At 61.5% G+C, this 24,909-nt stretch carries 29 protein-coding genes; 16 read left to right on the top strand and 13 right to left on the bottom strand.

Annotation, left to right across the window (positions count from 1 at the left end; translation table 11 throughout):
• The first annotated feature begins 68 nt into the window (after nucleotides 1-68).
• Nucleotides 69-593, top strand: coding sequence for a DUF427 domain-containing protein (locus tag ACR3YK_RS12665; RefSeq protein WP_486175199.1), 525 nt, complete (start codon nucleotides 69-71; stop codon nucleotides 591-593).
• A gap of 65 nt (nucleotides 594-658) precedes the next feature.
• Here the strand turns inward: ACR3YK_RS12665 and ACR3YK_RS12660 are convergent, their stop codons facing one another.
• Nucleotides 659-1,792: a baeRF11 domain-containing protein gene (locus tag ACR3YK_RS12660; protein ID WP_486175198.1), complete on the bottom strand. Its 1,134-nt coding sequence runs from the start codon at nucleotides 1,790-1,792 to the stop codon at nucleotides 659-661.
• 126 nt (nucleotides 1,793-1,918) lie between these two features.
• The gene (locus ACR3YK_RS12655) at nucleotides 1,919-2,407 is read right to left on the bottom strand and encodes an ATP-dependent zinc protease family protein (RefSeq protein ID WP_486175197.1); all 489 of its coding nucleotides are present in this window, start codon (nucleotides 2,405-2,407) and stop codon (nucleotides 1,919-1,921) included.
• 18 nt (nucleotides 2,408-2,425) lie between these two features.
• Here ACR3YK_RS12655 and ACR3YK_RS12650 point away from each other — a divergent pair, with 18 nt between their 5' ends.
• Nucleotides 2,426-3,616, top strand: coding sequence for a RimK family alpha-L-glutamate ligase (locus ACR3YK_RS12650; RefSeq protein ID WP_486175196.1), 1,191 nt, complete (start codon nucleotides 2,426-2,428; stop codon nucleotides 3,614-3,616).
• A 90-nt stretch (nucleotides 3,617-3,706) separates the two neighbouring features.
• Here ACR3YK_RS12650 and ACR3YK_RS12645 read toward each other — a convergent pair whose 3' ends face one another.
• Nucleotides 3,707-4,255 (bottom strand): DEAD/DEAH box helicase family protein, encoded by a 549-nt coding sequence (locus ACR3YK_RS12645; protein ID WP_486175195.1) that lies wholly within the window; start codon nucleotides 4,253-4,255, stop codon nucleotides 3,707-3,709.
• 90 nt (nucleotides 4,256-4,345) lie between these two features.
• A complete protein-coding gene (locus ACR3YK_RS12640; protein ID WP_341620108.1) occupies nucleotides 4,346-4,897 on the bottom strand; it encodes a helix-turn-helix domain-containing protein in 552 nt (183 codons plus the stop codon).
• 107 nt (nucleotides 4,898-5,004) lie between these two features.
• On the opposite strand from ACR3YK_RS12640, the gene ACR3YK_RS12635 reads away from it, so the two are divergent.
• Complete coding sequence (locus ACR3YK_RS12635) at nucleotides 5,005-6,633, top strand: FAD-dependent oxidoreductase (RefSeq protein ID WP_486175194.1); 1,629 nt, start codon at nucleotides 5,005-5,007, stop codon at nucleotides 6,631-6,633.
• Between the two features lie 54 nt (nucleotides 6,634-6,687).
• On the opposite strand, the gene ACR3YK_RS12630 is transcribed toward ACR3YK_RS12635, so the two are convergent.
• From ACR3YK_RS12630 to ACR3YK_RS12620, 3 genes are all read right to left on the bottom strand, one after another.
• On the bottom strand, nucleotides 6,688-7,632 hold the full coding sequence (locus tag ACR3YK_RS12630; RefSeq protein ID WP_486175193.1) for an alpha/beta fold hydrolase: 945 nt from the start codon (nucleotides 7,630-7,632) through the stop codon (nucleotides 6,688-6,690).
• Between the two features lie 406 nt (nucleotides 7,633-8,038).
• Nucleotides 8,039-9,679 carry a serine hydrolase gene (locus ACR3YK_RS12625; RefSeq protein WP_486175192.1) on the bottom strand — a complete coding sequence of 547 codons (1,641 nt, stop codon included), beginning with the start codon at nucleotides 9,677-9,679 and terminating at the stop codon, nucleotides 8,039-8,041.
• Between the two features lie 38 nt (nucleotides 9,680-9,717).
• The gene (locus ACR3YK_RS12620; RefSeq protein ID WP_486175191.1) at nucleotides 9,718-10,425 is read right to left on the bottom strand and encodes a DUF1294 domain-containing protein; all 708 of its coding nucleotides are present in this window, start codon (nucleotides 10,423-10,425) and stop codon (nucleotides 9,718-9,720) included.
• A 170-nt stretch (nucleotides 10,426-10,595) separates the two neighbouring features.
• On the opposite strand from ACR3YK_RS12620, the gene ACR3YK_RS12615 reads away from it, so the two are divergent.
• Nucleotides 10,596-11,108 (top strand): hypothetical protein, encoded by a 513-nt coding sequence (locus ACR3YK_RS12615; RefSeq protein WP_486175190.1) that lies wholly within the window; start codon nucleotides 10,596-10,598, stop codon nucleotides 11,106-11,108.
• Between the two features lie 10 nt (nucleotides 11,109-11,118).
• On the opposite strand, the gene ACR3YK_RS12610 is transcribed toward ACR3YK_RS12615, so the two are convergent.
• Both ACR3YK_RS12610 and ACR3YK_RS12605 read right to left on the bottom strand, forming a co-directional pair.
• Nucleotides 11,119-12,375 (bottom strand): cation:proton antiporter, encoded by a 1,257-nt coding sequence (locus ACR3YK_RS12610; protein ID WP_486175189.1) that lies wholly within the window; start codon nucleotides 12,373-12,375, stop codon nucleotides 11,119-11,121.
• The gene (locus ACR3YK_RS12605; protein WP_486175188.1) at nucleotides 12,368-13,213 is read right to left on the bottom strand and encodes an alpha/beta hydrolase; all 846 of its coding nucleotides are present in this window, start codon (nucleotides 13,211-13,213) and stop codon (nucleotides 12,368-12,370) included. Before ACR3YK_RS12605 ends, ACR3YK_RS12610 begins: the two co-directional genes overlap by 8 nt.
• Nucleotides 13,214-13,324: 111 nt before the next feature.
• Here ACR3YK_RS12605 and ACR3YK_RS12600 point away from each other — a divergent pair, with 111 nt between their 5' ends.
• Together ACR3YK_RS12600 and ACR3YK_RS12595 are read left to right on the top strand one after the other, a co-directional pair.
• Nucleotides 13,325-14,374, top strand: coding sequence for an MsnO8 family LLM class oxidoreductase (locus ACR3YK_RS12600; protein ID WP_486175187.1), 1,050 nt, complete (start codon nucleotides 13,325-13,327; stop codon nucleotides 14,372-14,374).
• A gap of 101 nt (nucleotides 14,375-14,475) precedes the next feature.
• Nucleotides 14,476-14,862, top strand: coding sequence for a hypothetical protein (locus ACR3YK_RS12595; RefSeq protein WP_486175186.1), 387 nt, complete (start codon nucleotides 14,476-14,478; stop codon nucleotides 14,860-14,862).
• 13 nt (nucleotides 14,863-14,875) lie between these two features.
• Here the strand turns inward: ACR3YK_RS12595 and ACR3YK_RS12590 are convergent, their stop codons facing one another.
• Nucleotides 14,876-15,928 carry an NYN domain-containing protein gene (locus tag ACR3YK_RS12590; RefSeq protein ID WP_486176418.1) on the bottom strand — a complete coding sequence of 351 codons (1,053 nt, stop codon included), beginning with the start codon at nucleotides 15,926-15,928 and terminating at the stop codon, nucleotides 14,876-14,878.
• Nucleotides 15,929-16,151: 223 nt separating this feature from the next.
• On the opposite strand from ACR3YK_RS12590, the gene ACR3YK_RS12585 reads away from it, so the two are divergent.
• Entirely contained in the window at nucleotides 16,152-16,682 is a 531-nt protein-coding gene (locus tag ACR3YK_RS12585) for a hypothetical protein (protein WP_486175185.1), read from the top strand.
• Here the strand turns inward: ACR3YK_RS12585 and ACR3YK_RS12580 are convergent, their stop codons facing one another.
• On the bottom strand, nucleotides 16,683-17,267 hold the full coding sequence (locus tag ACR3YK_RS12580) for a flavin reductase family protein (RefSeq protein ID WP_486175184.1): 585 nt from the start codon (nucleotides 17,265-17,267) through the stop codon (nucleotides 16,683-16,685). It abuts the gene before it with no gap.
• Between the two features lie 144 nt (nucleotides 17,268-17,411).
• Here ACR3YK_RS12580 and ACR3YK_RS12575 point away from each other — a divergent pair, with 144 nt between their 5' ends.
• Entirely contained in the window at nucleotides 17,412-18,794 is a 1,383-nt protein-coding gene (locus ACR3YK_RS12575; RefSeq protein ID WP_486175183.1) for an LLM class flavin-dependent oxidoreductase, read from the top strand.
• Between the two features lie 5 nt (nucleotides 18,795-18,799).
• Here ACR3YK_RS12575 and ACR3YK_RS12570 read toward each other — a convergent pair whose 3' ends face one another.
• Together ACR3YK_RS12570 and ACR3YK_RS12565 are read right to left on the bottom strand one after the other, a co-directional pair.
• Nucleotides 18,800-19,264 carry a GNAT family N-acetyltransferase gene (locus ACR3YK_RS12570; RefSeq protein ID WP_189621871.1) on the bottom strand — a complete coding sequence of 155 codons (465 nt, stop codon included), beginning with the start codon at nucleotides 19,262-19,264 and terminating at the stop codon, nucleotides 18,800-18,802.
• Nucleotides 19,265-19,440: 176 nt separating this feature from the next.
• On the bottom strand, nucleotides 19,441-19,797 hold the full coding sequence (locus tag ACR3YK_RS12565; RefSeq protein ID WP_486175182.1) for a sulfur reduction protein DsrE: 357 nt from the start codon (nucleotides 19,795-19,797) through the stop codon (nucleotides 19,441-19,443).
• Between the two features lie 83 nt (nucleotides 19,798-19,880).
• On the opposite strand from ACR3YK_RS12565, the gene ACR3YK_RS12560 reads away from it, so the two are divergent.
• The 8 genes from ACR3YK_RS12560 (at nucleotide 19,881) to ACR3YK_RS12525 (ending at nucleotide 24,908) form a co-directional block, all read left to right on the top strand.
• On the top strand, nucleotides 19,881-20,441 hold the full coding sequence (locus ACR3YK_RS12560; protein WP_486175181.1) for a TetR/AcrR family transcriptional regulator: 561 nt from the start codon (nucleotides 19,881-19,883) through the stop codon (nucleotides 20,439-20,441).
• Nucleotides 20,442-20,494: 53 nt separating this feature from the next.
• A complete protein-coding gene (locus ACR3YK_RS12555; protein ID WP_486175180.1) occupies nucleotides 20,495-21,604 on the top strand; it encodes an Rv2578c family radical SAM protein in 1,110 nt (369 codons plus the stop codon).
• A gap of 133 nt (nucleotides 21,605-21,737) precedes the next feature.
• Nucleotides 21,738-22,004, top strand: coding sequence for a DUF7218 family protein (locus ACR3YK_RS12550; RefSeq protein WP_486175179.1), 267 nt, complete (start codon nucleotides 21,738-21,740; stop codon nucleotides 22,002-22,004).
• A gap of 102 nt (nucleotides 22,005-22,106) precedes the next feature.
• Nucleotides 22,107-22,892 carry a thioesterase family protein gene (locus tag ACR3YK_RS12545; RefSeq protein WP_486175178.1) on the top strand — a complete coding sequence of 262 codons (786 nt, stop codon included), beginning with the start codon at nucleotides 22,107-22,109 and terminating at the stop codon, nucleotides 22,890-22,892.
• 65 nt (nucleotides 22,893-22,957) lie between these two features.
• Complete coding sequence (locus tag ACR3YK_RS12540) at nucleotides 22,958-23,290, top strand: ArsR/SmtB family transcription factor (protein WP_486175177.1); 333 nt, start codon at nucleotides 22,958-22,960, stop codon at nucleotides 23,288-23,290.
• A gap of 31 nt (nucleotides 23,291-23,321) precedes the next feature.
• Nucleotides 23,322-23,819 carry an SRPBCC family protein gene (locus tag ACR3YK_RS12535; RefSeq protein ID WP_486175176.1) on the top strand — a complete coding sequence of 166 codons (498 nt, stop codon included), beginning with the start codon at nucleotides 23,322-23,324 and terminating at the stop codon, nucleotides 23,817-23,819.
• Between the two features lie 3 nt (nucleotides 23,820-23,822).
• Nucleotides 23,823-23,963: a DUF4287 domain-containing protein gene (locus tag ACR3YK_RS12530; RefSeq protein ID WP_486175175.1), complete on the top strand. Its 141-nt coding sequence runs from the start codon at nucleotides 23,823-23,825 to the stop codon at nucleotides 23,961-23,963.
• A 183-nt stretch (nucleotides 23,964-24,146) separates the two neighbouring features.
• A complete protein-coding gene (locus ACR3YK_RS12525) occupies nucleotides 24,147-24,908 on the top strand; it encodes a DsbA family protein (RefSeq protein WP_486175174.1) in 762 nt (253 codons plus the stop codon).
• The last annotated feature ends 1 nt before the right edge of the window (nucleotide 24,909 follow it).

Below are 24,909 nucleotides of genomic sequence, written 5' to 3'. Positions count from 1 at the left end.
AGGTGAACGATTCGAACGAACGTTGAGTTGTGCAGCCGCATCCCAGCAGCGGAAGGCAGGATGGGCTCATGACTCCCGCCGGCTACCCCCGCCCCCTCCCGCGCCCCAAGCCCGTAAAGCCGAAGGCCGGGCAAGAATCGGTATGGGACTATCCGCGGCCTCCGCGCGTGGAGCACATGCCCCAGCGCGTTGTGGTGCGGCTTGGCGGCTCGGTGATCGTCGACACTACGGATGCCGTGCGAGTGCTCGAGACGAGTCATCCGCCGGTCTATTACGTTCCGATCGCGGCCTTCCCTGAGGGCGTGCTCGTGCCGCTTCAGGGAACCAGCTTCTGCGAGTTCAAGGGAGAAGCGCACTACTTTGACGTGGTCGCCGGGGGAGTCGTGGCCGAGCGCGCAGGCTGGATCTACCCCGAGCCGATGCGCCGCTTCGAAGAGCTGGCGACGCGGGTGGCGCTATACCCAGGCCAGATGGATTCGTGCGAGATCGACGGCGAATTAGTGACGTCGCAGGCGGGCGATTTTTATGGTGGCTGGATCACCAAGAACCTCGTTGGCCCCTTCAAGGGTGCACCCGGAACGATGGGTTGGTAGCTCCCGTCGTTGACTAGGCGCAGAAACCCACCGCTCGAGCGGTTGCCTGTGCGTGCCGAGTCCGCTTAGAGCGGCCCGCGGAACGTGGCGGCAACGGGAGAATCATCCGGAAGGTCGTCGCTGCGGACCGCCTTCACCGTGCCACCCGTACGCAAGACTCGCGCAGCGATCTCGTCGACCAGACCGTAGGTGCTGGGGCCAGGTTCGTTTGCGAACGTGGTGTTGCCATACTCGTCTATAGTTCCTTCGTCGACTGAAGTAAGGTCGAACAACAAAGTATCAACGAGGCCAGCGGTCGCCGCGTGAGCGACGTCACTCAGCTGAGAGCTAGCTAGACCGTTGCTTTGTTTGTTGCCGAAACTTGATCGCCACGATTCCAACTCAGCTGAGTGGCTTTCGGCCAACAGCGCACGGCCGCGAACTTCCAAGTCGTCGATTGACAGTGAGCTGGGATTCGCATCGATCGAGGAGGAAAGAAGTCCACGGTACGTGGACACTTCGCGATAGGCGGGTTGCAGGTCGGAGGATGCGGCGAGCACGAGCGGCAGTCCGGATGCGCCAATGACGTCAAGTACTGCTTCTTGCACGCGAGAGCAGTAGCGTCGAAGTTCGACCTTGGGTCCTAGGGCGCCATCGGCCCGGGGCATATCTGCCTTGCCCTCGTTGTCGGCGGTTTCGAGGGAACGCCCGAGGTCGTCGGGAAGGGCCGGCAGAGCGAGTTCCACGCTCGAATCGTCAGCATTGAGAGCCAACAGCCGCACGCTGCCCTGAGTCAGCGCGAGCACATAGCCCGAGTGCCCGAAAGTCGTGGCGCGCAGTAGTGGGCCGAGGTCGAACCGATCGCCGGTGGCGACATGAGAGGGAAGTTCGTTGCGTACACGAAACGCTCGCGTGACTTCAGGCGAACTGAAGACCGCCACGGAGCGTGCGGATGATGACCAGAAGTCGGTGTCGTGATCGAGCGCGGCCAATGCCTGGCCGATCGCATCCAACTCGGCCTTTTTGACACCGAGCACGCCGAGTTCGGCAATCGCTTCCGTAGCGGAGGAGCGAAGGGCGAGGCGTGCAGCCTCAGTATCGCGGCCAATGGGTGGACCGCCATCGGTGGATCCCGGTGACACATACAAGGAAACGCTTGCCGCATTCCGTTGCTGCGAGAGTTCTACAAGGTCTTCATGAGTGGGGATATCGATGCTCATGGCGTCACCATATCGAGAGCGACTGGGAACGCAATCAGGCCATTATGGTTGACTGGAGAGGTCGTGTGTGGCCACTTCGCGCCGCTGTCGTCAGCGCGAGGCGGATGCGGGCTACGTTCGGCCCGGCTAGCGGCGACCCTGATTGCGGCGACGAATGGCGCGCGGTGCACGACCGTTTAGAAACGATGCACTCGAATCGACGAGGAACCCTTGCGCTAAAGCTTCGCGGCCGATGAGCATCCGAAAGCCCATGTCACTGCGGTCGGTCAGCGTAGTTTCCGCCGTAACTGTCTGCCCGAAGAGATCGACGTGCAGCAGTACCGCGATGCGGTCTTCGCTGTGCCCGGAAGAACTGCGAACCGCGCGGCGGTCATGCACTTTGCGTTCAACCACCACCGTGTCAGCATCCGACTTCTGCCACGGCACGACCGTGAACCGAACCCAATCGCTGCCATCGGCGCCGGTAAACTCTTCAATTTTTGTCGCATGGATTGCTGAACTGTGCGCGCCCGTATCGAGTTTTGCTTTAATCCACGAAACGCCGATTTCGGGTAGGGCGACCCACTCACGCCAGCCCGCGACCGTGTTTGAATGGGTAGGTTCTATCACCCCCATATCTTGACAGGTCGCCCCATGAAACTCGCTATCCTCTCCCGTGCGCCGCATGCATATTCCACGCAGCGACTCCGCGCGGCTGCCGAGCAGCGAGGCCACACGGTCAAAGTGCTCAACACTTTGCGGTTCGCGATTGATCTCACGGGCGACGAACCTGATCTGCAGTACCGCGGCAAACTGCTCTCGGACTACGACGCCATCCTGCCCCGCATCGGCAACTCGATCACCTACTTCGGTACGGCTGTTGTTCGCCAGTTCGAGCAAATGGATGTCTACACGCCCAACACCTCGAGCGGCATCACGAACTCACGCGATAAGTTGCGTGCCACCCAGATTCTTTCTCGTCACGATATCGCCATGCCGGCGACCACCTTCGTGCACAACCGGGCGGATGTCGAGATGGCTATCGAGCGCGTCGGCGGCGCACCCGTCGTGATCAAGCTGCTCGAAGGTACGCAGGGGATCGGCGTAATCCTTGCTCCCGATGGCCAGGTCGCCAAAGCGATCATCGAGACTCTGCACTCAACGAAGCAGAACGTGCTGATTCAGAGCTTCATCTCCGAAAGCAAGGGCCGCGACATCCGGGCCCTCGTGGTGGGTGACCGAGTGGTGGCTGCCATGCGTCGTGTTGCGGTGGGGGACGAATTTCGCTCGAACGTGCACCGTGGTGGCAACGTCGAAGCTGTTGAGCTTTCGCCCGAATACCACCGCGCCGCGGTGAAAGCCGCGCAGATCATGGGCTTGCGCGTTGCCGGTGTCGACATGCTTGAGGGCAAAGATGGCCCCCTCGTGATGGAGGTCAACTCGTCGCCCGGTCTCGAAGGCATCGAGCGAGCCACCGAGTTGGATGTCGCGGGCGCCATCATCGACTACATCGCCAACCAAGTGGCGTTCCCCGAGATCGATGTCCGCCAGCGCCTCAGCGTGTCGACGGGGTACGGCGTTGCTGAGATTGTCGTCGGTAGCGACGCGGACTTCGTAGGCAAACAGCTGGGCGAATCCGGTTTGGGCGAGAAGGACATTACGGTGCTCACCCTGCACCGCGGCTCCAACGTGGTACCCAACCCTCGCCGCAGCACTGTTCTCGAAGCGAACGACCGCCTGCTCTGCTTCGGCAAGCTCGAAGAAATGCGGGCCATGATTCCGGCTCGTCGTCGCCGCCGCGCGAAGGTACGCAAGCTGCCTCCCGAGCCGATCGTCGAAGACTAGACGTGGCAGAGATCGACGATCTTCCGGTAGCTGAGCTGGCGTCTCCGGAAGTGCTTCATGACACGCTGGTGATCGCCACGAAAGCTGTTTTCAGTACGCGGTAATTGGCGCGACCTCGTGAGTACTCAGCGTGCCGATGACCCGGTGAGCAGTTTCGATGGGCGTCAACGAGGTCGTGTCGATCACCGTTGTCGTCGTCCTCAGCCATGGCAGCGCTGAGAGGTAAGTGGCGCGGTGCTCGAGGCGCCACTCCGCGGCGTTCTCCAGCACCGTGTCGGTTGCGATTCGCTGGGTGAGTTCTTCTGTTTCCACGTGGAGCGTGAAGGACGCAAATTCGACTCCGGCGTCACGGAGCCCGTGGCGAATATGATCCCAGTGCGACTCGACGAGCACTGACTGTGGAACCAAGATGTCTTTACCGAGGTAATCAGTAAGATCAGCAAGCGCTGCGACTGTGAGGCGACGCCAGGTGGGTAAGTTTTGAAAGTCTCCGCCAGGAAAGTCGGCGCCCAGAGCGTTCTTCAGCATGAAACCCACTTCCTCCGGGTCGAACGTTGCGATGGCGGGCAGCAGCTTCACGATCTCCCGAGTGGTCGCGGTCTTGCCCGCTCCGAACGGTCCATTAAGCCAAATGATCATCCCCGAAATCTAGGTGAGAGATGCGAGCGAGACAAGCGCGGAGATGGGATTGCCCGGACTCCTTTAGCGCCAGAACGGATAGATCTGACGCTAGGAGAGGTGCGTGTGCATCCGTTCGCCCTCACTGTTGAAGATGCTGATCACCTGAGCGGGTGAGGATCCCGCAGCGCACACGGCGTGCGGGGTTCTGGTGTCGAACTCGGCTGCTTCGCCTCGGGTGAGAACGAGATCTTGGTCCCCGAGCCTCAGGCGGAGCTTTCCGGCGAGCACGTAGACCCACTCGAAGCCGTCATGCACGCGCAGTTCAGGGAGTTTTTCTGTGGGTGGGAACGTGATTTTGTAGGTCTGGATGGCAGAGCTATCGGGAGCAAGCGGCGCGATTGTCAGCCCGTCGCGAGTGACAACGGGGCGGTGCACTCGCGGATCACGGGTCTCAGGCTGAAGGAGGTCATCGATCCTGATCCCTAGGTGTCGGGTCAGGGGCACGAGCAGTTCGAGCGATGCCTGTCGTTTGCCGGACTCGAGGCGAGACAGCGTGCTCGCGGACATTGATGCGCGGCTGGCAGTCTCTTCGAGGGTGAGGCCGAGCCGTTGGCGGGCGGCACGGAGTCGTGGGCCAACGTGGTCTAGTTCATCGAGCATGGTGATCCTTCATCATCGGCTTAGAGCCGCGCTGGCGCATTTTCGGGAGTTTGCCGATTCAGCAAATCTTCTTGCAGAAACTATACACTCGCGCTCACACTGCTGACATGGAAAATACTCACTGGGATGCTGTTGTCATCGGCGCCGGGCCCGCAGGCCTGAGTGCTGCGCTTTTACTCGGTCGCGCACGCCGCCGCACGCTTGTCGTGGATGCGGGGGAGCCCCGTAATCGTTTCGCTGCTCATATGCACGGGGTGCTGGGGCACGAGGGATCCTCTCCGCAGCAGTTGCGCCACTCAGGCGAAGCCGAGCTCGGGTTGTACGGTGTCGAGGTCGTTGCCGGCGCGGTCGATCGCGTGGATGATGCGAGTGATGGCGTGCGCGTTACGTTGCAGGACGGCAGCGTGATGACTGCCCGCGCCGTGGTGGTCGCAACAGGAATCACCGATGTGCTCGTTGAGATCCCGGGCCTTGCCGAGCGGTGGGGCAGCAGCGTGATTCACTGCCCCTACTGCCACGGGTGGGAGATTCGCGACTCCGCCCTGGGGGTTCTCGCGACAGAATTCGTCGGACTCCATCAGGCTTTTCTTGCCCGCCAGTGGAGCGACAACGTCACGGTCTTTACGGCCGGGGTGGGTGATGTTCCGGCGGAGACCGTCGCGCGCTTGCGATCTCGAGGCGTGAAGCTCATCGATTCTCCCGTGGTGGAGCTTGCGGGTGAGGCAGACGGGCCGATCGCAGTGCACACTGCCGACGGCCTCGTGACGTCCATCGATGCCCTGTTCACCGCAGGAACGCCGCGGCCCCACGATTCGTTCCTGACCGATTTGCAGCTCGCGCGCGCTGAGATTGCGGGCGTTTCGATGGTCGCCGTCGATGCCGCCGGCAAGACGAGCCACGATCGCATCTGGGCTGCGGGCAACGTGGTGAACCCGATGCTGACCGTTCCGATGTCAATCGGGGCGGGAGCGATGGCAGGGGCCGCCGTCAACGGAATGCTCGTGGTGGAAGACTTCGATCGGGCAGAACAAACACTGACGCCAACTGATTTCTGGGAACAACGGTATGCCCAGAAGGCTCAGGTGTGGTCTGGTCATGCCAACGCGGTTCTCGCTGACGTGGTTGCGTCAATCGAGCAACGTTTAGCTGCCGAAACCCCTGACGGCGCCCTTGGTCAGCGCACCGCAATCGACTTAGGGTGCGGAGAGGGCGGAGACGCGCTGTGGCTTGCCAGACGGGGGTGGAAGACCACAGGAGTGGACATCTCACGGACTGCCCTCGAGCGTGCGCAAGTCGCAGCTAACGCGGCGAAGCTTTCCAGCGACCAACTTCGCTTTGTCGTCGCGGACTTGTCGGAGTTCGAGCCAGAAGACTGTTTCGACCTAGTAACCGCGAGCTTCTTACAGTCGCCGGTGCGTCTCGCCCGCGCAGAGATTCTCCGCGCGGCTACACGCAAGGTTGCTCCTGGCGGTCATTTGTTGGTCACGGCTCACGCCACATCCCCCTTCTCTGGCAGTGGTGGCGAAGACCACGCTCACGCTCACGATCACGATCAGGCTCGGCCGACTTCCTTCGAGGCCGACTTTCCCACTCCGGATGAGGAACTAGAAAAGCTCCACCTCGATCCCGCTGAGTGGACAGTCGTGCTGAAGGAACTGAGGCCGCGAACGATCACGCGACCGGATGCTGATCCCTTCACCATCGAAGACTCGGTCGTGCTGGCGCGGCGCTTTTAGGGCGCTGTCGGCGTGTGAGCTGCCAGAGTGTGGTTCCGCGCACGGGGTGGGTTGCTAGGCGGCGAGGTGGGTTCCGTCGGTGTTCGAGTGCGGTGCCTCGAACGATTCGATGTGGGCGAAGTGTCCAGAATTTGAGGCAACTTGCTGCGACGCGTGCGGGAGCACCGACGCGAACCAGTCATCATCCGCGGAACTCACGAACACGTCGCGATCACCGCGCACGAGAGTAACGGGGCATTGGATGCTCGCCCACTGCGTTTCGTCGTATCGTGCTGCAGCCACTGCCGCGCGAACGAATGCAGTGGGTCGAACCTCTGACGCCAGCGAATCGATCACTGAGCTATCGAGCGTGCCGCGGTGTGCGAACAGGGGAGAGCTCAGTGGACCGAGCAGTCGAAGGCGGTGAATCGTTCGAACGAGCGCAGTGCCTGCCGACCCGAGCGCGCTCAGAAAGCGCATCGCTCCGAGCATCCCTCCCAGCAAAGGCAAGACGCCGAAGTGGCGAAGTGGATGACGCAGCACCGAAAGTGCGCCGGGTCCCGTAGCTGAGATGGCGGTCACGCTCACGGTGCGCTCCGGGTGCCTGGCGGCAATGGTGAGCGCGAGGTGCCCGCCGAGCGAGTGGCCGAAAATGCTCCACTGTGCGTAGCCGAGCGTTCTGGCTACGTGGGCTACGGCATCCGCGAGGTCTTCGACTGTGGCGTTGGCGGCAATGCTGCCACTCTCGCCCCAGCCCGGTAAGTCGAGGGCGACCACGTTTGTCAGCGGCCGACCGGTCGCGTGCGATGCACGAATAAGGGGGAGCCAGGTCGTCCAGGATCCCGCTGCGCCGTGCAGAAGGAGAGTTGCGGAGTCCGACAGCGCGGCGGCGTTCGGATCAACATGCGCGACGACATCACCGAGATCCGTCGGAACCACAACGCGCGTCATGCCGGCGGTGGCGCGGTCGAACCGATTCTCGGCGTTGTACTGCGTGCTCGTGGCGGGTGTCGTGTTCACCTCAATGGTTCGGAGCCGACGCAGCTATCGATGGGCTGGATGCCCGGCGCCGAATTCGTGGCGGTGCGCTACTGAACAACCTCGATCTGAGTGGATGCTGCTGCCTCACCGAGGGAGCCGAGGAAGGAACGCTTCATGGTCAACGCCCGAATAGGCGGGCGAAGAAGCCACCCTGGCTCGCTTTGGCGGCGGCGATGTCTGCCTGCGAGTGCTTTCCATTGCACCACTGTGACGCGGGAACGCTGCTTTTCACCGACTGAATGTGGTCACCACATCCGGCCCACGTAGTTTTGTTGCACACGGTGCAGGTGACGGCTCGACACATAAATGGTCCTTTGATCGCGGATTAGCGGGATACCCTAGGGGGTATCTGAAAATTATACCCCATGGGGTATCCGATCGCACACTAGCGGCGCCACGTTCCAAGGCCCTGCGCGTCGAAGAACTCGAGAGTGACCCCGGCAACTGCTCCGCCCGAGCGATCAAAAGTGGCCGACGAGAGCGAACCAGCAGGCGCATTCTCACCGGTGGGAACGAACGCAAAGGTGTCGGAATCCCACGGTTCGAGCTCGAGCAGATAGCCGCCACGGGGGCCAAGCGCTGCCTGCAGAGCGCCATCCACTTCGGTTACGACAAGGTCGCCAAAGTAGCTGTTGCGATAGGTGCCCGTATAGTCGCTGAGGTAGACGGATGCTCCCGCGGTGCCGGGAGCAATAGTGTCAACAAGATCGCCCGCCGGAGCCCTGAGGCCCGAGAGGGCACCGCGGTAGTCGCCAATCCACTCTCGAGTGATCTCCCCGTACTGCACCAGATCGAGGAACTGTGCGTTAAGCGCTTCGGCAGTGCCGATCGGGCCAGCGTTGGTCAGCGTCACAATTCCAAGATCGAGACTCGGTACGAGTTGGTAGTTGGTTCCAGCACCCAGAACGAAACCCCCCGAGTGGCTCACCGTCGTGCGACCGTTCGCTTGGCTCCCCACATTGAAGCCGAAGCCATAACTCCCGCTGCGCTGGTCGGGGGCGGAAGCCCGCGCGCTAATGCTTTGCGCTGTGATGGCAGGCGTCAGCGATTCGGGGGTGACGAACTGTTGGCTGGCGTATTCGCCGTCGGAGAGCACCATCGTCATCCACTTCGACAGGTCTCCAACGGTGGATGAGACGCCGCCGGCGGGGGACTGCGGGTCAGGGTTTCGCTCGAAGAGCGGTTGAAACTCGCCGTCAACAAGCGTGTGGAGCGTTGCTCGGTTGGGCTGCGCTACGAACTCCGCATAGCTAGAACTCGAGGATGACATGTCGAGCGGCTCGTAGACGAGCTCCCGCACGGCGTCTTCCCACCGCAGGCCGAGCGCCGCCGCTGTGGCCTCGGCTCCCACAGTGATGCCGTAATTGGAGTAGTGATAGCTGCTGCGAAAGTCGTCGAGTGGTTGATAACGCAGGTGATCGAGGATGTAATCGCGCTCGTAACCCACATCTTCGAGGTCGTCGCCGGCGCCGGTGGCGAGCCCCGTTCGGTGGCTGAAGTAGTCCGCAATGGTGGCGTTCTCGGTGACGTACGACTCTGCCAGAGAGAAGTCGGGCAGCAGCGTGCGCACCGGGGTGTCCCAGTCCACGGCGCCTTGCGTGATAGCGCGAGCCACGACTGTGGCAGAGAGCGACGTCGAAACAGAGGCAATCTGAAAGACGGTGTCGGCATCCACTCGGTCGCTCGTGCCGACTTCGCGAAGCCCGAACCCCTCAGCAAAGATCATGTCGCCGTTGTGCACGACGCCGATTGCCATGCCCGGGGTGCCCGACTCATTCATCGCCCCCTCGGCCAGCTCAGGAAGTTGCTCAACCGCAGCAGCAACTGCGCGTGCAACTTCTACGTCACTGCTGCCCGCGCTGAGCGCAATTACATCAGAGGCCGGCGAGTCGCCCGTAACGACCTCGAGACCATTGGATGCCGCTGCCGTGCATCCCGAGACCGCAACGGAAACAGCAAGCAGCGCTACGATCGCGGGCGCTGTGCGAGAGCGGCGGACAGTGTGGAACTCGGTCGAAGTCTCCATGCAACCACCCTAGAACCTGGGCGGCGAACCCGGCAGGGCTAGAGAGCAGTTGCCTCGAGAATGAGGCGAATGAGCTCCACAACCGGTTCCCGCAAAGCGGTAGTCAGAATGGCGAAGACCAGTATGTTGAGCACGACGGTGCCCCAGAATGCCTGGCGGAACATCTGCTTCTGCGTTTTGTGGCGCAGCCGTTGCTGGGCCAAGATCGCTCCGGGCCAGCCGCCGAAGAGCCCGAGTCCGAGAAGGGCACCCTCTGACACTCGCCACTGTCGTGTTTGCGCAGCCTTCTTATCGCTCGCGTACGAGCCGTAAGTGATGATGCTCATCACCAGATACAGCGCGGCGAAGATCCACGGTAGGGCACCAATCGCCGTCACGGTGCTGATGGCAATCACGAAGGTTACCAAGACCACGTAGCTCATGGTGCCGGGTTTGCGTCGCTTCACACGAAGCGGGCGGCCCGAGGCTGAAAGATAGCGGATGTTGCGCGCGCGAACTTTGCCTTCTCGCGTGCGTTCGATGGCGAAACTGACCCGCTCGCCGGGCGCCGGGCGCGTCTCGCGCGGCGGAAATGCTGAGATGTGCGCAAAAACACGTTCACTCTGGCCGTTGGCGGCCGCGGAGTTCGCGGCGTCTGAGCCAGCAGCTGCTGAGTCAGCGGCATCGTCAACATCGATGAATCCGAAGCCGCGTTCGTCGTTCCATGAAGCTAGCGCGCCCTCGCGACGTGTGCTTCTGAAACCCATGTACTGAGGGTAACGTGCTGAGCTTCGTGCTCCGGCGTTACAGCGCCCAAGGGGTACTAGCACCCGCACGTTTTTGTGCTTATGATTACCGAGACATCGTGGTGATGCCTAGCAATCGTGTCCATTCGGGAGTTCTTCCCTGGACCGTCAGAAAGATCAGATCAAACGGGATGAACATCACCGACTTCGCTGTTAACGCGCTTGGATTCGTGGGCACTGCTTTCTCTTTTCTCATGTGGATGCCGCAGGCCCGCATCACCTGGCAGAGCCGTAACGATGCGGTTCGCCTTGCCGGAATCTCGGAGACCACGCAGTGGCTCTTGGTCATGGGCTACACCGTGTGGGGTGCTTATGGCGTTCTGAGCGCGTCGCTGTGGGTGGCGGCTCCGAGCGTGATCGCGATTCCTCTTGCTGCAGCAACCATCGTTGTGATTCGTCGTGGCCGTCGACTGCCGGATGAGGGGCGTTCGTTCCCCATCTTCTCGAGCACGGATGCCGATCCGCTCGTCACGATCAGCGACGGGTTGGTGGCGCTCACTGAGTCGATCCCGATCATTTCGATGCACCACGAGACTGCCGCCGAGGCAGCGGACGGTGCGCACACACCGTCGGATGTGTTGGGTGAGCCTTTGCCCCAGTCGGCCGGTTATGCGGCCACGGGCGCGATCCCGATCTTGGCGTAGTTAGCGCCCACTACGCCTCTTCGGCAATGTGCGGTTCGTGAGGGAGATCGTCGGCGGTGTCGTCGGCGTGCCGCTTCAGCTCGGCAGCATCGCCGCGCAGAGCCATCGCGATAACCGGGTAGATCAGCACCGATAGCAGGCCGGCGCCGACGAGGGCGGCAGCGATCCCTGAACTGATGTAGTCACTATCGACGCCGATTGCTGTTACGGCCACGATGATGGGCAATCCGGTTGCCCCGAGAAGGCCGAGTGCGGCACGTTCCCGTTTGCTCGACCCTTTCGGGGCGGCGAACATCGACGGTACGCCGCGCACAACGAGCAGGAGCACCAGAAAGACAGGCACGAGTGCGGCCACACTCCAGTCGGAGGTGAGTGCACTGAGCTCGAAGGACACTCCCGTGTTGATGTAGAAGATGGGCACGAGGAATCCGAAGGCGATCGCATCCAGCTTGGAGTCGACCATCGCCCGGTCTCGCTCGGGAGCTTGGCGCATCATGATCTGCCACAGCAGTCCGGCGACGAAAGCGCCGAGCAGCATGTCGAGGTCAAGGACGATGCTCAACACCACGAGCGCTGCAACGATAAAGATGACTAGGCGGATCGCGAACTGGCCTGACGTGTGCAGCGTTGCGGTGACGAGGCGGTGGAGCGAGTTGTGTTCGATGCGGGCTGCAAGGAACAGTAGCGTCATCGCAATCAGGATGAAGATGCCCAGCACGACTGTGGAGGCGCCGAGAGAGCTCGCCCCGAGGAAGATCGAGATCGCGATCAGCGGGCCGAACTCACCGACAGCGCCGAGGGCGATTGCGGAGCCGCCAAAGCGAGTGGGGAGTTCACCAGCATCACGCAAGATCGGCATAATCGCGCCGAGCGCAGTTGAGCAGAGAGCGATGCCGATGACGACAGCGCCGAGGCCGGGTTCGATAAGAAAGCCGATCGCGACGCCGGCCAGCAAGCCCACGAGCCAGCCGAGGGATGCTCGCCGCCCGTTACGGCCGCGAATGGCGCTCAGCCGAATCTCGTTTCCGGCCATAAAGAACAACATCGCCAAACCGAAGTCCGAAAGCTGCTCGACGAATTCGGATTCACCGGCCCAGCCCAGAACGCTCGGCCCGATCAGGATGCCGAGGATGAGCTCGAATACGACGATTGAAATGCGCACGACGGGGGAGAGCGCCCGCGCGAGCAGTGGCGCTAGGACAGCCAAAATGGGGATCAATACGAGACCCCAGTTTGCCGCTCCCGTGGCGTCGCCGGTGTTAGCCATTGCGCACGAAACTGTTGATCTCGGCGGCGATCACATCGCGCACAACAGAGGTGTTGAGGGTGGCTTCACCGTCTCCCGCCTGAACCCCGTAGTCGCCGAAGCTCGCGTGATTGGCACCGTCAATCGGAAAGAACGTGGTCGACGTCGGCAATAGGTGCGCGGCATTCATGATCTTCTCCGGAGTGCTGAGGAGATCGTTGCTGCCGCTGAGACTGAGAACACGAGTGTCGACCTCCGAGAGATCGTTGGCGCAGTAGCTGCCGAAGAGTACGAGGCCGTTCACGTCGGGCTGTTCCGCGTATTGGCAGGCGCGCACGCCGCCGAGCGAGTGGCCGCCAACGAACCAGGAATCGACATCCGGCACAGCGCTCGTGAACGTGTCGAGCGAGCGTTGATCGAAAAACGCAAGATTCAGGATGGGTTTGGTCACGACCACGGTGAGCCCAGATTCGGCGACCGCTCCCGACAGCTTGTAGAGGTAGGCATCCGCGCTCACTTTGGCGCCCGGGATGAAGACCAGGCCTTCGCCGGTGGCGTCCCCGGTGGGGGTGAGGATGAACGAGTTCGAGTTCTCGGTGATGTGCACGGCGGGGTTGGAGCGCACGCTCTTGAGCGCGTCCGGCTCGGCCTGCATCACACCGACGTTGGCCCACACGAGCATTCCAACGACTGCCAGAACGATAACGGCAGCGGATGAAACAAAGACGTTGCGGACTACGCGGCGGGTGCGAGAGCGTGATGCCGCGGGAGCGAAAGCAGTTGTCTCGCTCGCCTCGCTCGCCTTGCTCGACTCGGTGGGGTCGTGTGCGGCGGAGGGCGATGGTTCGGCAGCGGGCATTGCCCCAGTCTATTGAGTGCGAACGTCCCACCGCGCGGGTGGGCCAGTGCACGGCGACGGGATGCGGCGCTTTCAGGAATATCCACGACTCAGGGGCGTTGAATAGCAGTGATGACTACACCACTTCGCCTTTCCGTTCTTGATCTCATTCCCGTTCGCAGCAACCAGACTTCTGCTGACGCCCTTGCAGCAACCACCGCGCTCGCTCAGCGCGCTGATGATCTGGGTTTTTCGCGCTACTGGGTGGCCGAGCATCACAACATGAAGGCTGTCGCATCGACGAACCCGGCCGTTCTGATTGGTATTTTGGCGGCGCAGACCAAGAACATTCGCCTCGGTTCTGGGGGAGTGATGCTACCGAATCACGCGCCTCTCGTGGTGGCTGAACAATTCGCGATCCTCGAGGCTGCATTCCCCGGTCGCATTGACTTGGGCATCGGTCGCGCTCCCGGCAGCGACCCCGTGATCACCTCGTACTTGCGGATGACGGGCACGACCAGCGATGTCGATGCGTTCCCGCGCAACGTGGCCGACATCCGCAGCCTCATGAACCCCGAGGGCGCCACGCTTCAACTGCAGCAGGGCCGCACTTACGAACTCACGGCGACGCCGAATGCGGCCTCCGTCGCTGACCTCTGGTTGTTGGGCTCGAGTGACTACTCGGCACGCTTAGCCGCATCACAGGGCATGCCGTATGTCTTCGCTCACCACTTCTCGGGCGAAGGAACCGCCCGCATCCTAGGGCTCTACCGCGACAACTTTGTGCCGTCAGAGCAGCTGAAGGCGCCCAAGACGTTCCTCACTTTGAACGTTGCGGTGGCTGAAGCGGCAGCGTCCGCCCGCGCCGCAGCCCTGCCCCAATTGCAACAAATGGCTCGCTTGCTCAGCGGTATGCCGCTGGGTCCACTGGCCACGATCGAAGAAGCAGCGGCTACCGAACTCGCTGCGCCCCAGCAGCAGATGGTGGATGACATGGCCGAGCGCTGGGTGATCGACGAGCCAGTTGCTGCAGCAAACCGCATTCGCTCGCTCGCAACTCGCTTTGGAGTGGACGAAGTCATGGTCGTGCCCGGCCTCTCGGCACACACCGAGGACGCCGCGAACACGTCACCCGTGCGGGTGCGCGCACTTGAGCTACTGGCCGAACAACTGCTCGCCTAGCCACCGATCGCTTTGGATTTTCCTGAGCCCGCCCTAGTCGGGAGTGCTGTTGATGGCTACACTCACTCGCGTAGCCAACCATGGCGCGGGAATGGGATGACATGGCACTAGTTGCGATTGCGCTTGCGGTGGCCGTGTTTGTTCTTGCTGCGCTCGCTCTGCTCCAGGTGGCGGTCGCTGCGGGGCTGCCGTACGGCAATCTGGTCTGGGGCGGGCAGCACCGAGTGTTGCCCACGTCGCTGCGTATTGGGAGTGTTATTTCGGTAGCGCTCTACGCCTTCTTTGTGCTCATTCTCGTTGACCGCTCGGGCCTGGCTCCGGCGCTCGGCGCAGGTGCCTTCGGAATCGTCGGAGCATGGGTGCTCTTCGGCTACTTCACGCTCGGAATTCTGATGAACGCCATTTCGCGCAGTCCAATCGAGCGCACAGTGATGGTGCCCGTGACTCTCGTGCTGGCAGCCTGTTCGCTCGTGATTGCGCTGTCGTAGCGAAGTTTCGCGACTACTTGGGAAGAGTCGCGTTGGCCCGTAAGCGCAATTCACGCACACCGTTGCGCTCTCGAACCTCAACGTGGGAATGATGCGACGCAACAAATTCGCTGAATGTTTTGAACTTCAATGATGCTTCGTTGAACGAAGGGTCGATTCGAAGCATCTGATTCTTGACGCCCGAACTGTTGAGCCACTCTGAATCTTCCTTCTGTTGCACCAGCAGCATCGCCCGCACGAGCATCTTGAATGGCCGCATTCCGCTCGCCGCTGCACCACCCGGTGACGTCGACGGTGCCTTCGAGGTCGCCGCCGGTTGTTGAGTCCCAGCGCTTTTCGCGGCAACAGCCGTCGTCTTTGTCGGCTGAGGGCCCGTAGGGCTTTTCTGCGCAGCGGCCGACTTGACGGCCTTCGCCGCGGCCGGTTTAGCGGTCTTCGTTGCGGTGACGGTTGTGTTTTTGGGCGCCGTGCCTAGCTGCGGGGGTGCTGGGGGCGTTCCAAACTCGACGCCAGGCAGTGAGTCGTAGTCCGCGAACTTATCGCACGATGACGTGAGCGCGTCACTCGTGCCGCCGGCAACTCCCACCCCCACAACGAAGCGCCCCAGTGTTTTGGCTCGCTGAGCGAGTGCCACATAGTCCGAGTCGCCGGCCACGATGACGACGTGAGTGATATCCGGCAGCCTGAACATGTCCTCCATGGCGTCCACCGACAGGCGGATGTCCGCACCGTTCTTCATCTGCGCGGTCAGCGGGAAGAGCTGAACGAGCTCCACCGCCCGGTTGATGACCTGCTTTTGATAGGACGCGTTCACCGGCACCGACCAGTCGGCGTAGGCGCGACTGAAAGCCACTGTTCCGAACGATGAGGCGTAGTCGAGAATCGCTTCGACATCCACCTGCGCTTCGTGAAGTTTGACGCTGAGCGCGCTCGTTGATGAACGACTCGAGTTATGGAAACGAGCTTTGTCCTTCTGAAACTGCCCATTGCCGTGTCTTTGGTTGTAGCGCGAGATGACGATGTTGTCGAAATCGATGTAGACGGCCACTCGGCCGTCGTTTGGCATGGCCAATGTGGTCTCCTCGGGAAAAGTTATACCCAGTCTCATTGTGAGGGTCTCTCACAACAATCCCCGGTTGTGGGGTAGTGACGCGCTCACAACGGTCACCTCAGAAACAGACACAGACTCAGACTCAGACGCAGGCACAGCCCCCGACGCAGGCGTGGGAGGAGGTGTCGCAGAATGCTCACTACGATTGAGGAGACGCCGCCAGAGTAAAGGAATGCCCGTGACGTATAGCGCTGTTCGAGTTCGAGAGACTCCCGGAGAGCCAGGCTCTGGCCGCACTGGTGTCGCGGTTGTTGTATTCGGCATTGCCGTGGCGGGCTGGGTCTCATTCGGCCGTCATTTCTTTGGTCTCGGCGGTGATCTCACGATCATTTACGCGGCGACACTTGGTGTCGTTTTTGCGGTTCTGTTGGTGCTTGTCGGGCTTGCAATGCGCCGCAGCGACGTGCGCGGCTTCGCTACACGCCCCATCACCCACGCGATGCTGATCTCCTCCGGGCTGTGCGCTTTCTTGTTGGGGCTCACCATTCCCGATAACACCCCGGAAGGGTTGCAAACGATCGTCAGCGGGCCGAACGAGCCGGCCCTCGGGATCGCCATCGGAATCGCGAACCCCTTGGGGGTCGTGGGCATTGCGACCGCCATCATCGCGCTGGTACTCGCAGTCAAGGAATCCCGCGGTCGCATCACGCTCGTTGAGAGCTGGGATGACGACGAGGCCGCCGAGCCTTCCCCAAACCCGAGTTTGTAGCTAGCGGCGCCCGAGCTGCGACTGAGGGCTCAACTCGTGCCAGCCGCGGTCGTGGTAAACCAGCGGTGGGCCAGCATCCGTCTCGGTTCCTGCATGAGACTGCTGCGCGAGAACCAGAATCAGCGACGCTGACGCCGTGTCGAGTTGATCGATGCGTTGGCCGACGATGCGCACGGGGGCGCTCGGAAAGTACGGCTCTCCGCTCGGCAGGCGCGACCACAGCGAACGGTCGGCGAAGCGGTCGACGCCACTGGTCGCGCACAGTTGGGCAATCGGCAATTGTTCGCTGCCGAGAAAGTGCACGACGTAGGAGTCTGCGTTTCGAATCCCCGTCGCGGTGGATGCCTGATGTCCAATCGAGAACGCAAGTAGCGGGGGATCCGCGCTCACCGACACGATCGACGTGACCGTAAGAGCGACAGGGCCGAGAGCAGAGTCAGCGGTCACCACCGCCACGCCACCCGGATACCGGCGAAACGTCGCCGCGAATTCGGCTGCGCTCAGCCCGTTAGCGGGCAGGGCATCGTCATCGGTGCGGTGGGGACGCTCTGCCGTGAAGGGAGCGGTGGCGGCTGTCGTGTGCATTCGTCCATCCAATGGTTCGGGGGATGCGGACTAGCGTGCACTCCCTCGTGCCGCGAAGCGAGAATATGTCGATATGTGTCTGACTATTGCGCCTTTGTTTCGCTGCCAGGTGCGCAATATCGAGTCCGGGCGCACGATGAAGGCATGCCTAGACAAATCCGTTTCAATGCCTTTGATATGAACTGCGTCGCTCACCAGTCTTCGGGAATGTGGCGCCACCCCGGTGACCAATCGTGGCGCTACAAAGACCTCGACTACTGGACCGAACTTGCTCAGCTGCTCGAAAAAGGAACGTTCGACGGCATCTTTATTGCGGATGTCCTTGGCACCTACGACGTGTACGCCGGCTCGAACGAGGCCGCGATTCGCCACGGTGCTCAGGTTCCCGTGAATGATCCGCTGTTGCTCGTGTCGGCGATGGCGCATGTCACCGATAACTTGGGGTTCGGCATTACGGCGGGAACCGCGTACGAGCATCCGTATCCCTTCGCCCGACGGATGTCGACGCTTGACCACCTCACGAAGGGCCGCATCGGCTGGAACGTCGTGACGGGGTACTTGCCATCGGCGGCACGCAACATGGGGAACGACGATCAGCTCGAGCACGACGACCGCTACGACCATGCCGACGAGTATCTCGAGGTGCTCTACAAGTTGTGGGAGGGCTCGTGGGAAGATGACGCGGTGATCCGCGACCGAGAATCGGGCGTCTTCACCGACCCCAGCAAGGTTCACGACATCGAACACAGCGGCAAGCACTTCTCGGTGCCCGGCATCCATCTGGCGGAGCCTTCGGTGCAGCGCACGCCGGTGATCTATCAAGCCGGGGCCTCGCCACGAGGGATCCAGTTCGCCGCGGGCAACGCCGAGGCAATTTTCGTCGCCGCCTCGACCAAAGCGGGTCTCAAGGAAACAGTGAGTCGCATCCGAGATGCTCTCGAAGAAGCAGGCCGCGACCGCTACTCGGCGCGTATTTATACGCTGCTGACCATCATCACCGACGAGACCTCTGAAAAGGCTCACGCCAAATATGCCGACTATCTCAGCTACGCGAGTGAGGAAGGGGCACTCGTCTTTATGTCGGGATGGATGGGAATTGACCTCTCGCAGTACGACCTGGACGAGCCGATCGGCAACGTAGAGAGCAACGCCATCCAGTCGACGGTGGCGAATTTTCAGAAGGCGAACAGCGACGGCAGCGAATGGAAAGTGCGCGATATCGCACGCTTGGGAGCCATTGGGGGCCTTGGCCCGTTCATCATCGGCTCAGGCGAGGAAATTGCGGATGAACTGGAGTCGTGGGTGGCGGAGACCGACGTCGACGGCTTCAATCTCGCCTACGCGATCACGCCGGGCACCTTCGAAGACGTAGTCGAACATGTCATCCCGGTGTTGCGGGCTCGTGGTTCATACCCCGAAGAGTATGTAGAGGGAACGCTGCGTCAGAAGTTGCATGGCCGGGGCGATCGCTTGCCTGCTGAACACGCTGGCGCGAGCTATCGGCGATACCCAGTTGCAGCGCCCTGAGTGGATTAGAGCTCGACCGAGTATTTGAAACCGATGTGTGAGGCTTCGAAGCCCAGCTTGGTGTAGAAACGGTGCGCGTCGGTGCGTGCCTCGTCTGAGGTGAGTTGGATGAGGGACGCGCCGAGCGTGGGCGCCGCGGTGTCGATAACCCAGCGCATCATGGCGCCGCCGATTCCGCTCGAACGCTGGCTCGCCGCAACGCGCACGGCTTCGACTTGGAGGCGGTGCGATCCCCGACGTGCCATTCCGGGGATGGCGGTGAGCTGCATTGTTGCGACGACGTCGCCCGATGGCGCGACAACAACGAGCAGCGCGTTTGCGGGAGTCGTGGCGATTGCGTGAAAGGCCTTTTCGTAGGCCGGGCGGTCTTCGGGGCGAGCGGTGTCTCCGCGTAGGGCGCTGACGGGGTCGTCAGCGAGCAGTTGCAGGATGGTGTCGATGTCTCCGAGTTCGGAGTAGCGAAGAGTCATTTCGCCGTCGCGGGTCTGCAGGGTTGTGGGAACAGTCACTTTAGAAAACACTCCCACGACGATAGCAGCGCTGGCGCGCTGTCTCGGTCGCAGCCGCCGTATCGGAAAACGAGCAGGGCCCGAGCGCTCACCGCGGTGAGGGCCCGGGCCATTGCCGCTATCCGGGGGTGACGCTGTTAGAAGTTCATGATCTGGTAGCCGTCGACAACGAGCTTGCGAACGCTGGCTTCGCCGCCATTGTCGGAGAGCAGCGGGAACCCACCGTCGCGGATAGCCTCGAATACATTGTGAGCCTTTGAGCAGTATTCGCAGGCACCGATGATGGTGTCGCCGAGGGCGGTGACGAGGCCGTTCATCGGGTGGCCAGCATCAGCGATCTTGGCGAGCGTCTCCACGCCCGAGCCGTCGAACATGACGATGACGTCGTCGCCCGCGGCCTTGAACTCGAGGGCGGTCTTGAGGCCACGGTAAACGCGAGCGTTGTTGTTCTCGAGGGTTTCGAGGATGACTACGGCGATCTTGAGATCTGACATAAAAAAACTCCTTGTGTCGGCCATCCAGCGTTTCTAGACGGATCCGTCTAGAAAATATAGACGGGTTCGTCTAGAATTGCAATATGGTTCCAGAAACTCCGCAGATCCGCGTCACCTCGCGCATGAAACTCCTCGCCACCGCGGCAGATCTCTTCTACGCGCACGGAATCAATGCCACGGGAATCGACACGGTGATCGCTCAGGCTGGGGTGGCAAAGGGCAGCATGTATCACCACTTTCCGAGCAAGGAGGCGTTGATCGCGGCGTACTTGGATGAGGAGGCCGACGCGTGGCTCGATCGAGTGACTGAGCTCGATGACGCGGATGCCCCGCCAGCGGTCCGCATCGAGCGACTGTTCTTGGCAGTGGCTGACCAAGTCGATGGCGGCACTTTCTATGGTTGCCCTTTCACGAACGCCGCGATCGAATGCCCCGATATGCCCGATGTGCAGGCCGCGATCGCCCGCTATCGGCGCGTGCTTCGGGCGCACGTGAAAGAGATCGTCGGTGCGGATGTAACTGATGCGCTCGTGTCGCGTCTCATCGTGCTCTATGACGGTGCCCTCACGGCGGCAAAGCTCACTCGAGACTCCGCCCAGGTGCGAGAAATTGCCCAGTTCGCCCACGAGGTCGCAGCGGCCTAACGCCACTCGCGCGTCGGCTTGCGGTCTATTCGAACATATGTTCGAATAACATCATGCGATGGAGTGGGCAGCAAGTAAGCAACGAGGCACCTGATGCTCTGCCCGGCCTTGCGAAGCTCAACAATCTTGTGCGAACGGTGCGAACCCCCGAGTTCGACGGCGTCACCTTCTACGAGGTTCTCGCCAAGAGCGCGCTCAATAAGGTTCCCACTGCCAGTGATATGCCATTCGGCTGGACGATCAATCCCATGCGCGGATGCCTCCACCAGTGCACCTATTGCTTTGCTCGCCCCACGCACGAATTCCTCGATCTCGATGCGGGCAAAGACTTCGATACTCAGATCATCGTCAAGGTCAATGTGGCTGAGGTGCTCGCAAAGGAACTCAGTAAACCCAGTTGGGGGAGGAGCCCTGTGGCGTTGGGCACCAATACTGACCCTTACCAGCGTGCTGAGGGTCGCTATCGGCTCATGCCAGGCATTATCGCTGCGCTGGCTGGTTCCGGCACGCCGCTATCCATCCTCACTAAGGGAACGTTGCTGCGCCGAGATCTGCCGCTTCTGGTGGAGGCGAGTGAACATGTACCGGTAGATCTTGGCATGTCGATTGCTATCTACGACGATGACCTTCAGCAGTCGGTCGAGCCCGGAACCCCGACTGCCAAGGCGCGGTTGGCCACGGTAACCGCGGCACGCAACGCTGGTCTTGATTGTGCCGTGTTCCTGATGCCGATTCTCCCGTTTTTGACGGATACCCGCGATCATCTCGAGCGGGCCGTGGAGCAGGTCAAAGCGGCCGGCGGTACATCGATCACGTATTCGGCTCTGCACCTCAAGCCGGGAACTAAAGAGTGGTACTTCGAGTGGCTCGAGGCTGCGCACCCGGAGCTTGTGGGTAAGTATCGTTCGATGTACTCGGCGGGAAACTACGCGCCCAAGGACTACCGCAAGTGGCTTGCTGCTAAATTGCAGCCGATTATTCGGCGTCATGGGTTACAGCGCACCGTTCTCGATCCTGCCACCGGAATCGTCGGCTCTCGGGCCCAGCCGCGGGTCCATGCCGGGGTGCGCTCACGATCAGGTTCGGTGGCACCTTCGTTGATCGCGGAGGAGATGCCGCCGCAATTGGCAGCGCGAGCAATGCCTCAACCGATGCTGTTCTAACGCTTTTCTGAACGCTTCCTCCGTGGCTCCTTGAGGGTTCCAGACAGTTCGTCGCAACTTTCACGCCTCTGCTTAGGCTGGTGGTGGCGCTATACCCGTAGCGTCAAGGCCGACCAGATTGAGGAGTTCGCTCATGCCCTCTCGCCAGAATTCAAGCCTCAAGGACCCCGAGCTCTACGAAGAACTTCGTGAGGACGGCGCGTCGAAAGAGAAAGCCGCGCGCATCTCGAACGCGGCAGCGAATCAGGGTCGCTCCGAGATCGGGCGACGGGGTGGAGAGTCGGGCTCGTACGACGACTGGACGGTAAAAGAGCTCAGACAGCGCGCCAAGGAGCTAGACCTTCACGGCTATTCGGCATTGACTAAGAGCGAGCTCATCGACAAGCTTCGTTCGCACTAGCGCTCACATCTCGTGCGCTGATGTGTATGGAGTTGTGAGAGCACGCAGCATCCTCAGTCTGAACCCTTGGGGCGGGTGGTCACTGCTGATTAGGCTGGGGCGGTGACTTCAACCCCCTCCTCGTATTACCTCAGGCACGGCGACACTCGCTTCGAATCGACCATTCACGCTCAGGGCGCTTGGAATCCGCACGAGCAGCACATGGCTCCCGTCGCCGGCATTTTGGCGCATGCCTTGGAGGGCTTCGAGGCGCGGCCAGAGCTACGCATTGCGCGCATCAGCTACGAAATTTTGGGGCTAATCCCGGATGGCGAGTTCGACATCCACGTCTCGATGTTGAGACCGGGCCGCACGATCGAGCTTGTCCAGGCAGAGTTGAGCGCTGGCGGCCGTGTCGCTGTGCGCGCGACGGCCTGGCGTTTGCACACTTCGGACACTGCGGAGATTGCGGGCATCGTTGACGAACGGATGCTCGGCCCAGAGAGCGCGGGCGCGCCCGTCAACCTGACGCAGTGGCCCGGTGGCTACATCCGCTCTATCGAGGCACGAGCGCTACCCCAGCACGAAGCAGGCCGCGGGCGAGTCTGGCTGCGCACTCCCGTTCCGCTGCTCGCCTCCGAGCCCATCTCTGACTTCGTGCGGCTCATGGGCCTCGTCGATACGAGCAATGGAATCGCCACGCGCGTCAAGCCGGGGGAGGGTGGCTATGCCTTCCCCAATGTTGACCTTCAAATCCACCTTTATCGCGTTCCTGTTGGCGAGTGGCTCGGTCTCGAGAATGCGGTGAGTTTTGGCGCCGACGGTGTTGGTCTCACCTCAACGGTGCTGCATGACAGCCAAGGGCCATTTGGGCGAGCGGAACAAATCCTCACGCTGAGAAAGCTTTAGGGGACGGAACGCTCTGCCCGTGTGGCTCTTGCGCGTTTACGCCAACGTCAGTAATCTACAACCAAATGGTTGTAGATGAGTTGTCCGACTCTCAAGTCGACGCGATGTTTCGAGCGCTGGCGGATGCCACGCGCCGCGACATTGTTACGCGCGTTTTCAGCGAGGGAGTTTCTGTCTCGCAGCTCGCGCGCAAGTACGAGATGAGTTTCGCGGCGGTGCAGAAACACGTCGCGATCCTGCATACCGCAGGCTTGGTGACGAAAGAGCGTCACGGGCGCGAGCAAATCGTTCGCGGCAATCTTCAGACCATTCAGCGTGCCCAAGAGTTGCTCGCTCGTGTAGAGAACGTCTGGACGCAGCGAGTGCTGCGCATGGAAGCCGTGCTCAACGAAGAGTAACGACGATGATCCACCAGGATGGGAGACCCAAATGAACATCTCGACACACACCGACGCCGAAGCACTCTCGATGACCACGACGGCGGAGTTCACCGCGTCGGCCGAGCGAGCGTGGCAGCTCGTCAGCGACCCCCGGCAACTGGAGCGCTGGTGGGGACCGCCCGAGTGGCCCGCTACCTTCGTTCGTTTCGAGTTCGAGCCAGAGGGACGCGCGCACTATTACATGCAAGGGCCGGATGGCGAACGTCTCCACGGCTGGTGGAGATTCGTCTCGATCTCGGCCCCAACGGAGCTCTTTATCGAAGATGGCTTCGCGGATGATCAGGGCGAGCCTACGGCGGATCTCGGAGTAACGACGGCCCGGCTGACGTTCGAACCCACCGCCGACGGAACCCGACTCACAATCTTCTCGCAATACGAGTCGCTCGAGCAGCTCGAGGAGATGCTCGAAATGGGCATGGAAGAGGGAATGCGACTCGCTGTCGGCCAGATCGCCTCAATCTTGGGCGAGAACGAAACAAGCAACTGACCTATGTCCTTCCAGGCGTATCTCGACACTGTTGAGAAGAAGGCGGGACTCACTCCTCGTGAGCTCATCGCGATTGCTCAAGAGAAGGGTTTCGATAGTGACGCTGTGAAAGCTGGCCAAATACTCGACTGGCTCTCACCGTGACGAGTCCGCTGTTCTATGGCTTCACGGTGGCGCGTCGAAGCCGCAGTGAGCAGCGACGCACCGGTGCGATGATCAGGGTGGGATCACGGTGGCGGTGACGATTCACCCGAGTAGGTAGGGTGGATGGTGACTCTTCTGGAGTCACGGATATGGGCAGTTGAGTGTCCCAAGGAGATCGTCAGCATGAACACAACTCGCCCGACATCATCGAAGCGCCCATCGCAAGGTCGCCAGATCAGGCCTCGTCGACAGCTTCCGCTGTTGTTGGGCGGGGTTGTAGTGCTCGGGCTTCTCGTGGTTGCCTTTGTGGCAGGCGCGCAGTCGAACTCCGACTCGTCACTGACCCAAACGCTTCCTTCGGCCACGAATGCCGATGATGCGCAGCCCACAGTTGAACTTGCGCGACGGATTGCAGATGATCCGACTGCTCTCGGAGCGGTCGATGCTCCGGTGGTTCTTGTCGAGTATGCGGATTACCGTTGCCCGTTCTGTGGTGTGCTGTCCCGCGAAACTCTCCCCGAACTGATTACTGAGTATGTCGAATCGGGGCAGCTTCGCATCGAGTGGCGCGACAATCCCATCTTCGGCGAGACGTCTGTGCTGGCCGCGGTCGCTGCGCACGCCGCCGGTGAGCAGGGGCTGTTCTGGGAATACAACACGGCGGTCTACGCGTCGGCGCCCGAGACGGGGCACCTCGAGATCGATCGCGACAAGATTCTCGATTACGCGCGTGACATCGGTGTGCCCGATATGGCGCAGTTCGAGGCAGACCTTGCGAACCCCGCACTAGTGCAGCGGGTGCAAATCAACGCGCAGGAGGCTCAACAAATCGGTGTAACGAGTGTCCCGTCCATCGTGATCAATGATGTCGCCATTGCCGGCGCCCAGCCGCTTCAGGTGTTCCAGGATGTCATCGACGAGCAGTTGAGACTGGCAGCCCAGTAAC

The organism is Salinibacterium sp. 10G20-15, from assembly GCF_057365065.1.
This window is presented reverse-complemented; position numbering and strand designations above follow the sequence as displayed.

Excerpts from the sequence above, each read along its gene's own strand:
- ACR3YK_RS12560 (WP_486175181.1), top strand. The coding sequence starts at position 19,881 with ATGGTTCCAGAAACTCCGCAGATCCGCGTCACCTCGCGCATGAAACTC.
- ACR3YK_RS12600 (WP_486175187.1), top strand. The coding sequence starts at position 13,325 with ATGACTACACCACTTCGCCTTTCCGTTCTTGATCTCATTCCCGTTCGC.
- ACR3YK_RS12525 (WP_486175174.1), top strand. The coding sequence starts at position 24,147 with ATGAACACAACTCGCCCGACATCATCGAAGCGCCCATCGCAAGGTCGC.
- ACR3YK_RS12625 (WP_486175192.1), bottom strand. The coding sequence starts at position 9,679 with ATGGAGACTTCGACCGAGTTCCACACTGTCCGCCGCTCTCGCACAGCG.
- ACR3YK_RS12570 (WP_189621871.1), bottom strand. The coding sequence starts at position 19,264 with ATGACTCTTCGCTACTCCGAACTCGGAGACATCGACACCATCCTGCAA.
- ACR3YK_RS12530 (WP_486175175.1), top strand. The coding sequence starts at position 23,823 with ATGTCCTTCCAGGCGTATCTCGACACTGTTGAGAAGAAGGCGGGACTC.
- ACR3YK_RS12555 (WP_486175180.1), top strand. The coding sequence starts at position 20,495 with ATGCGATGGAGTGGGCAGCAAGTAAGCAACGAGGCACCTGATGCTCTG.
- ACR3YK_RS12540 (WP_486175177.1), top strand. The coding sequence starts at position 22,958 with ATGGTTGTAGATGAGTTGTCCGACTCTCAAGTCGACGCGATGTTTCGA.
- ACR3YK_RS12620 (WP_486175191.1), bottom strand. The coding sequence starts at position 10,425 with ATGGGTTTCAGAAGCACACGTCGCGAGGGCGCGCTAGCTTCATGGAAC.
- ACR3YK_RS12580 (WP_486175184.1), bottom strand. The coding sequence starts at position 17,267 with ATGCACACGACAGCCGCCACCGCTCCCTTCACGGCAGAGCGTCCCCAC.
- ACR3YK_RS12655 (WP_486175197.1), bottom strand. The coding sequence starts at position 2,407 with ATGGGGGTGATAGAACCTACCCATTCAAACACGGTCGCGGGCTGGCGT.
- ACR3YK_RS12635 (WP_486175194.1), top strand. The coding sequence starts at position 5,005 with ATGGAAAATACTCACTGGGATGCTGTTGTCATCGGCGCCGGGCCCGCA.
- ACR3YK_RS12615 (WP_486175190.1), top strand. The coding sequence starts at position 10,596 with ATGAACATCACCGACTTCGCTGTTAACGCGCTTGGATTCGTGGGCACT.
- ACR3YK_RS12660 (WP_486175198.1), bottom strand. The coding sequence starts at position 1,792 with ATGAGCATCGATATCCCCACTCATGAAGACCTTGTAGAACTCTCGCAG.
- ACR3YK_RS12640 (WP_341620108.1), bottom strand. The coding sequence starts at position 4,897 with ATGCTCGATGAACTAGACCACGTTGGCCCACGACTCCGTGCCGCCCGC.
- ACR3YK_RS12595 (WP_486175186.1), top strand. The coding sequence starts at position 14,476 with ATGGCACTAGTTGCGATTGCGCTTGCGGTGGCCGTGTTTGTTCTTGCT.
- ACR3YK_RS12665 (WP_486175199.1), top strand. The coding sequence starts at position 69 with ATGACTCCCGCCGGCTACCCCCGCCCCCTCCCGCGCCCCAAGCCCGTA.
- ACR3YK_RS12575 (WP_486175183.1), top strand. The coding sequence starts at position 17,412 with ATGCCTAGACAAATCCGTTTCAATGCCTTTGATATGAACTGCGTCGCT.
- ACR3YK_RS12535 (WP_486175176.1), top strand. The coding sequence starts at position 23,322 with ATGAACATCTCGACACACACCGACGCCGAAGCACTCTCGATGACCACG.
- ACR3YK_RS12645 (WP_486175195.1), bottom strand. The coding sequence starts at position 4,255 with ATGATCATTTGGCTTAATGGACCGTTCGGAGCGGGCAAGACCGCGACC.
- ACR3YK_RS12550 (WP_486175179.1), top strand. The coding sequence starts at position 21,738 with ATGCCCTCTCGCCAGAATTCAAGCCTCAAGGACCCCGAGCTCTACGAA.
- ACR3YK_RS12610 (WP_486175189.1), bottom strand. The coding sequence starts at position 12,375 with ATGGCTAACACCGGCGACGCCACGGGAGCGGCAAACTGGGGTCTCGTA.
- ACR3YK_RS12605 (WP_486175188.1), bottom strand. The coding sequence starts at position 13,213 with ATGCCCGCTGCCGAACCATCGCCCTCCGCCGCACACGACCCCACCGAG.
- ACR3YK_RS12565 (WP_486175182.1), bottom strand. The coding sequence starts at position 19,797 with ATGTCAGATCTCAAGATCGCCGTAGTCATCCTCGAAACCCTCGAGAAC.
- ACR3YK_RS12590 (WP_486176418.1), bottom strand. The coding sequence starts at position 15,928 with ATGCCAAACGACGGCCGAGTGGCCGTCTACATCGATTTCGACAACATC.
- ACR3YK_RS12650 (WP_486175196.1), top strand. The coding sequence starts at position 2,426 with ATGAAACTCGCTATCCTCTCCCGTGCGCCGCATGCATATTCCACGCAG.